The following is a 6,465-nucleotide window of genomic DNA, read 5'->3' as shown; positions in this document are numbered from 1 at the left end:
TCGGACAGAACAAGCTCCGCCTTCGGGCGGCCTGTGCGCGCCATCCCGCAACCCTACCAACAATTAAGACGCGAACTAACAACTCGGAACACTAGTTCTCCGCACCCGAAAGGCCCCCTCCGGTTCGCCGGAGGGGGCCTTTCGGTGTGTCCGGGCTACCCGGGCCCCACCGGGCGTGTTCACGCCCGCTGTGAGGGTCTCGGTCAGTCCTCGACGCCGATCGCGAACGCGGACTCCGTGTCGGCGCGTGAGTAGGACCGGAACGCGATGTGCGTGACGGTGTCCAGCACGCCCGGCACCTTCCCGATCCGGCCGGGGATCAGGTCGGCCAGCTCCTCGTGCGCGGACACCTTCACGGTGGCGATGAGGTCGACGTCCCCGGCGCACGAGTACACCTCGCCGACGCCGTCGATGTCGGCGATCGCCTGCGCCGCGTCCGGGATCGACTCCGCCTCTACCTGGATCAACACGATCGCGGTGATCACCTGGGTCCTCCAAGACTCGTCTGCGGGTGTCCCCGCGATCCTAGTGAGCCCCGGTGCGTCAAGCCGCCGTGCGGGCCAGCCAGTGCTCGGCCAGGGCGCGGTCACCGGTGATCGTGACGCGATCGGCCGGCAGCCGGCGGGTGAACACCAGCAGCAGGTCCCGGAGCGGCCCGGCCAGGGTGACGTCGGCATCGCCCTCTTCGCGGGCCCAGCGGACGCCGTCGGGGGTGCGGGTGATCAGCCAGCCCTCGCCGGTGCCGGGGTCGAGCCGGAGGGTCTGGCCGGTGCCGCGGAGTTCGGCGAAGGCCGGCTTGAGCTGCGCGGTGATCGGGTTGGAGAGCATTTCGAGCCACTCGGTGATCGCGTCGGCCGCGAACTCCGGTGCCACGACGAAGGGCTTGCCGGTGGCGAACGCGGCATCGGCGTGGTGGATGGTCGTGTCGTGGAGCATCCGGCGCAGCCAGAACGTGGCCTGCTGCTCGCCGAAGAACGTCCAGACGGGGGTTTCTTTAGTTTCCAGTGCCGCTTCGGTGAGTTCCGCGGCGCCTTCGAGCAGCCAATCGGCCCACTTGTCGGGGGCGCCGGGGTCGGCGTCGACGGGATCCGGGACCGGCGACGGCCCGGAGCGGACGATGCTCGCGGCCCAGCGGTGGGCCTGGCCGATGTGGCCGACCAGCACCCGCAGCGGCCAGTCGGGGCAGGTGGGGACGGTGGTGTCCGGGTCGGCGCCGGCCACCGCTTCGGCGAACCCGGCGGTCTGGTGGTGGAGTCCCTCGGCGAGTCTTGCGCTGTTCATGGCCGTACCGTAGGAACTCCACCCGGCTGGAGGTTCGACCGAAGGTGACCGGCGACACACTCGGGATCGGCGACCTGGCGCAGCGGACGGGCGTGCCGGTCCGCACGATCCGCTTCTACTGCGACGAGGGTCTGCTGGAGCCCGCCCGCAGCGTCGGCGGACACCGCCGGTTCGAGGTCGCGGCGGTCGACCGGGGCTGGTCCTGGTGCGGCGTCTCCGTGGCCTGGGCCTGGGGCTCCGGTCGATCACCGACGTCCTCGCCGGCGCCCGGTCCTTGTCGGACGCGGTGGCCGCCGAGCGAGCCGCGTTGGATCGCGAAGTGGCGACGCTGGCTTGGCGGCGCTCGGTGCTCCGCGCGGTCGAGGAGGCTTCCCCGGCGGACCGGGCTGTCCGGCTCGAGCTGCTGTCCGCGGTGGAGGACGGGTTCTCCGCGCACGAGACTCTGGTCCGGCTTTGGCACCCGATGACCGCCGGCGGCGTCCCGGCCGACACGGTCCGCATGTTCCTCGACATCAGCGCACCCCGGCCCCCGGAGCAGCCGACGACGGCGCAGGTCGTGGCGTATGCGGAGCTGGTGCTGCTCGCATCGGACCACCGGCTGGCGACGGGCCTGCGGGACAGCACGCTGGTGGACCACGCGCGAATCCCCGACCTGGCCGCACTCCACGCCGAGGTAGCGGCGGCGTGCGAACTGGCGTTTCCGCTGGTGGCGGCGGGGGAGCGGCCCTCGCCGGGGGCGGCGCTGGACCGATTCGTGGCGGCTCACGCGGCTTCGCTGGGGGCGGGGGACTCGCTGGAGTTCCGCCGGGCGTTGAACCACCGGACAGCGGCTGATCGGAACCCGCGGTTGCGGCGGTATTGGCACTTGGCAGGCGAAGTCACCGGTGAGGCCGCGCCGATGGGGGTTACGCACACCTGGCTGCTTGATGCGTTGGACTGCTCGGTGAGCTGAGGGGCCCGGTCAGGCAGAACGGGACCTCCTCACCTGGGGCGTGACCTAGGCCCGTTCGCCCCACCACCGGCATTCTCGTATCTGCTGCAGCTCAGCTCACGTGCTCCAGCGAATGCGCCTCCGCCACCAGATCCAGCCAGCCCCGCCACCCGGCCACCGCGGCCGGCTCCGCCCACGGCCGTGTCGTCCGCACCAGTCGGACCCCCGGCCGCGCCAACCACCGCAACAACACCCCGACCTCCTCCGGCGGCGCGCCGTGCAACGGGCCCGGGTCCGGCAGCACCGTCTCCGCCGAGGCCACCAGCGCCTCCACCACCGGCATCGGCGGCACCCCGCGCCGGGCCACGCCGGCCGAAGCCAGCCTTCCGTAGCGGATCACCGCCAGCTCCCAGCCGCCCGCGCCGTCCGGGCTCGCCGCGATCAGCTCGCCGATCGATGCCAAGGACGCCTGGCGGTGCGCGCGGCCCAGTGCGCGGATCAAGCCCGCGAGCTCGTCCCGGTGGCGCGCCGCCTGCTCGTAGTGCCGGCCCTCCGCCAGCCGCTCCACCAGCGCCGCTGCCGTATGCAAGGGGCGGCCGTCCAGTCCCGCGATCAGCCCCGACACCGATTCGACCGCCGGGACGTACTCCTCGACGGTCTGCCGGCCCGCGCACGGCGCCCCGCACCGGCCCAGCTCCGCCAGCACGCACGGGGTCCCGTTCGCCGTCCGGGGCGAGATCCGCTGGGTGCACGTCCGCAGCCCCGACGCGCCGGCCAGGGTGTCGGCCGTCGCCTTGGCGTCCGCCTGGTTGCGGAACGGGCCCAGCACCCCCGCCCGCGGCAGCCGCACCACCGACAGCCGGGGGAACGCCTCCTCCGTCAGGCCGACCCACCAGCCCTGGTGCCGGTTCTTCGACCGCCGGTTGTACGCGGGCCGGTGCGCCGCGATCAGCCGCAGCTCCCGCACCTCCGCCTCCAGCGCGTGCGAGCACACCACGTGGTCCACCCGCTCCGCCAGCGCGACCATCTCCCGGATCCGGCTGCGCCCCTCCGAGCCGGTGAAGTACGACCGCACCCGCCGCCGCAGGTCCTTCGCCGTGCCGACGTACAGGACCTCCTCCTTCGGCCCCTTGAACAGGTAGACGCCCGGGGCAGACGGCAGGTCCGCCGCCAGGTGCCGCTTCGCGCGCTGGGCGACCGTGACCTCCGGCAGGTAGCCCATCAGCTCCTCGAGCGAATGCACACCCAGGTTGCCGACGCGCTCCAGCAGCCCGTGCAGCACGTCGACGGTCGCCCGCGCGTCGTCCAGCGCGCGGTGCGTCGGCCGGGTCCGCGCCCCGAACAGCAGCGCCAGCGCCGTCAGGTTGTAGCGGCCCACCTCGTCCCGCGGGACCACCCGCCGCGCCAGCCGCACCGTGCACACCACGGTCGGCTTCGGCCACGCATAACCGTGTCCCTCGCACGCCGCGCGCATGTGCGACGTGTCGAACCCGGAGTTGTGCGCGACCAGCACCGCACCGCCGATGAACTCGAGGAACGCCGGCAGCACCTCCTCGATCGGCGGCGCATCGTAGACCATCACCTGCGTGATGCCCGTCAGCGACACGATCTGCGGCGGGATCGGCATCCCCGGGTTCACCAGGGTCGCGAACTCGCCCAGCACCTGGCCACCGCGCACCTTCACCGCGCCGATCTCGGTGATGCCCGACGGCCCGGGCGCCGCCCCGGTCGTCTCGAGGTCGAACACGACGAAAGTGGTGTCCCGCAACGGAGTTCCGAGCTCGTCGAACGCGAGCTGTGCCTGAACCGAACGCATGTGCGAGACCTTAGAGGCGACCACCGACAGTTTCCGGCCGGGCACGCACGAACACGCTGGTCGCGACGCGGTACGAGTGGCGCGCGGGGCGGGATGCGGGGGTGGGGCCTACCCTGGACCAATGCACCCGCAGCCGCTCGTGCCGGAGCCGCCCGGGGACCCCGTGGGTCCTTCGGGTGTCGCGCCGCGCCCGGAGCCGGCCGTGGACGCGGGCGCGGCGCCGGCGGACGCCGACGGCGAGCGTCCCGAGCCCGCCACCTGGCCGACGCTGCCCGAGCCCGTCCGCGACCGCATCGCCGAGCTCGCCGCGGCCGCCGTCGCGAAGCTGCCCGCCACCGACGTCCCGCGCCAGCTGCGGCCCGTCGCCAAGTTCGCCCCCGCCAAGCGCGCCAAGCTCGGTGGTGGCGCCCTGCTGACCTCGCTCGGCGAGTCCTCGCAGTTCCGCACCGCCGTCATCGAGTGGCTGCGCGAGCACCGCACCGACGCCCTCGACCCCAACGCCGGTGACTCCGTCGCGGCCGCGGCCGCCGCCGTCCTCCTCGGGGAGTCCGGCGCCGCCGGGCGGGTCCGCCTGGTCGCGAAGAACGCCGAGGAGAACGCGCTGCGCGCCGAACGCGACGCGGCGCTCGCCCGCACCCAGCGGCTCGAAGCCGAGCTCGCCCAGGTCCGCGCCGAACTCGCGGAGGCGAAGCACACCGCGGAGAACGCCCGTGGTGAGCGCGAGGGCGAAGTCGAGAAGCTCCTGAAGCGCCTTCGCGAACAAGGCGTCCAGCTTCGCCAGGCGAAGGACGCGGCCCTGGCAGCGTCCACTGAGGCCGAGCGCGGCACCGCCGCCCACGTGGACGAGATCGCCGCCCTCGGCGCGCAGCTCGCCCGTGAACGCCAGCGCGTCGCCAGCGAACGCGCCCGCGCCGAACGCGCCGTCGCCGACGCCGATATCGCCCGCCAATCCGCCCGCGAGGCCCGCGAGGCCGACGAAGTGCGGCTCGCTCTGCTCGTCGACACGATCGACGGCGCGGTCACCGGCCTGCGCCGCGAGCTCGCGCTCGGCGCCCGCGGCGCGCGCCCGGCCGACATGGTCCGCGGCGCCAGCTCCGGCCTCGGCCAGGGCGGCAAGATCGCCGACGTGTCCACCTTGGACCGCTACCTCGCGCTGCCCAACGTGCACCTGATCGTCGACGGCTACAACGTCACCAAGACCGGCTACCCCGAGCTCGCCCTCGCCGACCAGCGCGACCGGCTGATCCACCAGCTGTCCGCATTGGCCGCGCGCACCTCGGCCGAGGTGACGGTGGTCTTCGACGGCGCCGGCGTGCTCTCGGTCCCGGCTTCGGTGCCCCGCGGGGTCCGGGTGCTGTTCTCCGACCGCGGCGTCCTCGCCGACGACGTGATCCGCAACCTCGTCGCCGCGGAGCCGGCCGGGCGGCCGATGGTGGTGGCGACGTCCGACCGTGCGGTCGCGGACTCGGTGCGGGGTGGCGGGGCGCACCCGACGCCGTCCGCGGTGCTGGTCAATCGCCTCAGCCGGGTCTGACGCGGTTTCGTGCCGGCGCGGTGAGTCGCCTGACGCCGCGAACGGTCGGATAGCGCCTCGGATGCGCGATCGAGTGGTCGAATCCGAGCCCGATTGCATCAGCCGGCCGTCGCGGCCGAACCCGCCGGGCGGCCCATGGTCGTGGCGACCTCCGACCGCGCGGTCGCGGACTCGGTGCGGGGTGGCGGGGCGCATCCGACGCCGTCCGCGGTGCTGGTCAATCGCCTCAGCCGGGTCTGACGCGCCGAAACTGTCGGTGGTGGCGCCTAACGTGCGGAGCAGCAGTTCCGACGTGAGGAGGACCACATGGCCGACACCCCCGAGCTGTCCGAAGTGGACGTCTCGCACATTTCCGTTTCCGACATCGAGAACGTCGTGGTCGATTGTGACCGTTGTGTGGTGCGCGGCATTTCCTGCCACGACTGCGTGGTGACCGTGCTGCTCGGCGCGCCGCCCGCCGTCGTGTGGGACGCCGACGAGCGCCGCGCCATCGACGCGCTGGCCGAGGCGGGGATGGTGCCCCGGCTTCGCCTGGTCGAGGGACCGCTTCCGCGCACCGCCTGACACGCCCGTTTCGTGTCGGCGCGCCGAATGGTCGATCGGATCAGGTGAACGGTAGGTAGCCGAAACGGCCTCCGAAGAAACCCCAGCGTGTAACGCCCGTCACATGATTTCTCCCGCGCTGGTCCGATGGTGTTTAGCGGCGCTACGGAGAGTTTTTGGCCGGGAGGTGGTGGACGTGGTGGCGGTCTTTTCGTAACCTGTCCGAGATCTCGTGGCCCCCGGCCGTCGATGAGACGGCGACGCGAGATCGCCGCCGGACGCAGCTTTGTCGGGAAGCTGGGAACCGGAACCACCATCGCGGGCTTCACCTCTTGCGGGAGAACGCGTGTGATGGCGGGA

General features: G+C 72.9%; 6 protein-coding genes and 2 pseudogenes. 5 read left to right on the top strand and 3 right to left on the bottom strand.

The genetic code is table 11. From position 1 onward, the window contains the following. Positions 1–203: 203 nt before the first annotated feature. Positions 204–485, bottom strand: a complete 282-nt coding sequence (locus tag ACIA5G_RS19485) for an Lrp/AsnC family transcriptional regulator (protein WP_395924893.1) — start codon at positions 483–485, stop codon at positions 204–206. Between the two features lie 58 nt (positions 486–543). Beyond that, the gene (locus ACIA5G_RS19480) at positions 544–1,281 is read right to left on the bottom strand and encodes a maleylpyruvate isomerase family mycothiol-dependent enzyme (RefSeq protein ID WP_395924891.1); all 738 of its coding nucleotides are present in this window, start codon (positions 1,279–1,281) and stop codon (positions 544–546) included. A 44-nt stretch (positions 1,282–1,325) separates the two neighbouring features. On the opposite strand from ACIA5G_RS19480, the pseudogene ACIA5G_RS19475 reads away from it, so the two are divergent. Both ACIA5G_RS19475 and ACIA5G_RS19470 read left to right on the top strand, forming a co-directional pair. After that, positions 1,326–1,415 (top strand): annotated as a pseudogene (locus ACIA5G_RS19475) (MerR family DNA-binding transcriptional regulator); the annotation flags it as partial. A gap of 71 nt (positions 1,416–1,486) precedes the next feature. Continuing rightward, positions 1,487–2,233: a MerR family transcriptional regulator gene (locus ACIA5G_RS19470; RefSeq protein WP_395924970.1), complete on the top strand. Its 747-nt coding sequence runs from the start codon at positions 1,487–1,489 to the stop codon at positions 2,231–2,233. A gap of 91 nt (positions 2,234–2,324) precedes the next feature. Here the strand turns inward: ACIA5G_RS19470 and ACIA5G_RS19465 are convergent, their stop codons facing one another. After that, the gene (locus ACIA5G_RS19465) at positions 2,325–4,028 is read right to left on the bottom strand and encodes a DEDD exonuclease domain-containing protein (RefSeq protein WP_395924889.1); all 1,704 of its coding nucleotides are present in this window, start codon (positions 4,026–4,028) and stop codon (positions 2,325–2,327) included. 121 nt (positions 4,029–4,149) lie between these two features. Between ACIA5G_RS19465 and ACIA5G_RS19460 the strand changes: the two genes are divergently transcribed. The 3 genes and pseudogenes from ACIA5G_RS19460 to ACIA5G_RS19450 all read left to right on the top strand — a co-directional run bounded on the left by ACIA5G_RS19460 (position 4,150) and on the right by ACIA5G_RS19450 (position 6,126). Continuing rightward, the gene (locus ACIA5G_RS19460) at positions 4,150–5,562 is read left to right on the top strand and encodes an NYN domain-containing protein (protein WP_395924887.1); all 1,413 of its coding nucleotides are present in this window, start codon (positions 4,150–4,152) and stop codon (positions 5,560–5,562) included. Positions 5,563–5,670: 108 nt separating this feature from the next. After that, a pseudogene (locus tag ACIA5G_RS19455) lies at positions 5,671–5,802 on the top strand (RNA-binding protein); the annotation flags it as partial. 66 nt (positions 5,803–5,868) lie between these two features. Next, a complete protein-coding gene (locus ACIA5G_RS19450) occupies positions 5,869–6,126 on the top strand; it encodes a hypothetical protein (protein ID WP_395924885.1) in 258 nt (85 codons plus the stop codon). The last annotated feature ends 339 nt before the right edge of the window (positions 6,127–6,465 follow it).

The organism is Amycolatopsis sp. NPDC051758 (assembly GCF_044453095.1).
GTDB lineage: Bacteria > Actinomycetota > Actinomycetes > Mycobacteriales > Pseudonocardiaceae > Amycolatopsis.
This window is presented reverse-complemented; position numbering and strand designations above follow the sequence as displayed.

Bases quoted from the DNA above. Each gene is read 5' to 3' on its own strand.
- ACIA5G_RS19460 (WP_395924887.1), top strand. From the start codon at position 4,150: ATGCACCCGCAGCCGCTCGTGCCGGAGCCGCCCGGGGACCCCGTGGGT.
- ACIA5G_RS19465 (WP_395924889.1), bottom strand. From the start codon at position 4,028: ATGCGTTCGGTTCAGGCACAGCTCGCGTTCGACGAGCTCGGAACTCCG.
- ACIA5G_RS19450 (WP_395924885.1), top strand. From the start codon at position 5,869: ATGGCCGACACCCCCGAGCTGTCCGAAGTGGACGTCTCGCACATTTCC.
- ACIA5G_RS19480 (WP_395924891.1), bottom strand. From the start codon at position 1,281: ATGAACAGCGCAAGACTCGCCGAGGGACTCCACCACCAGACCGCCGGG.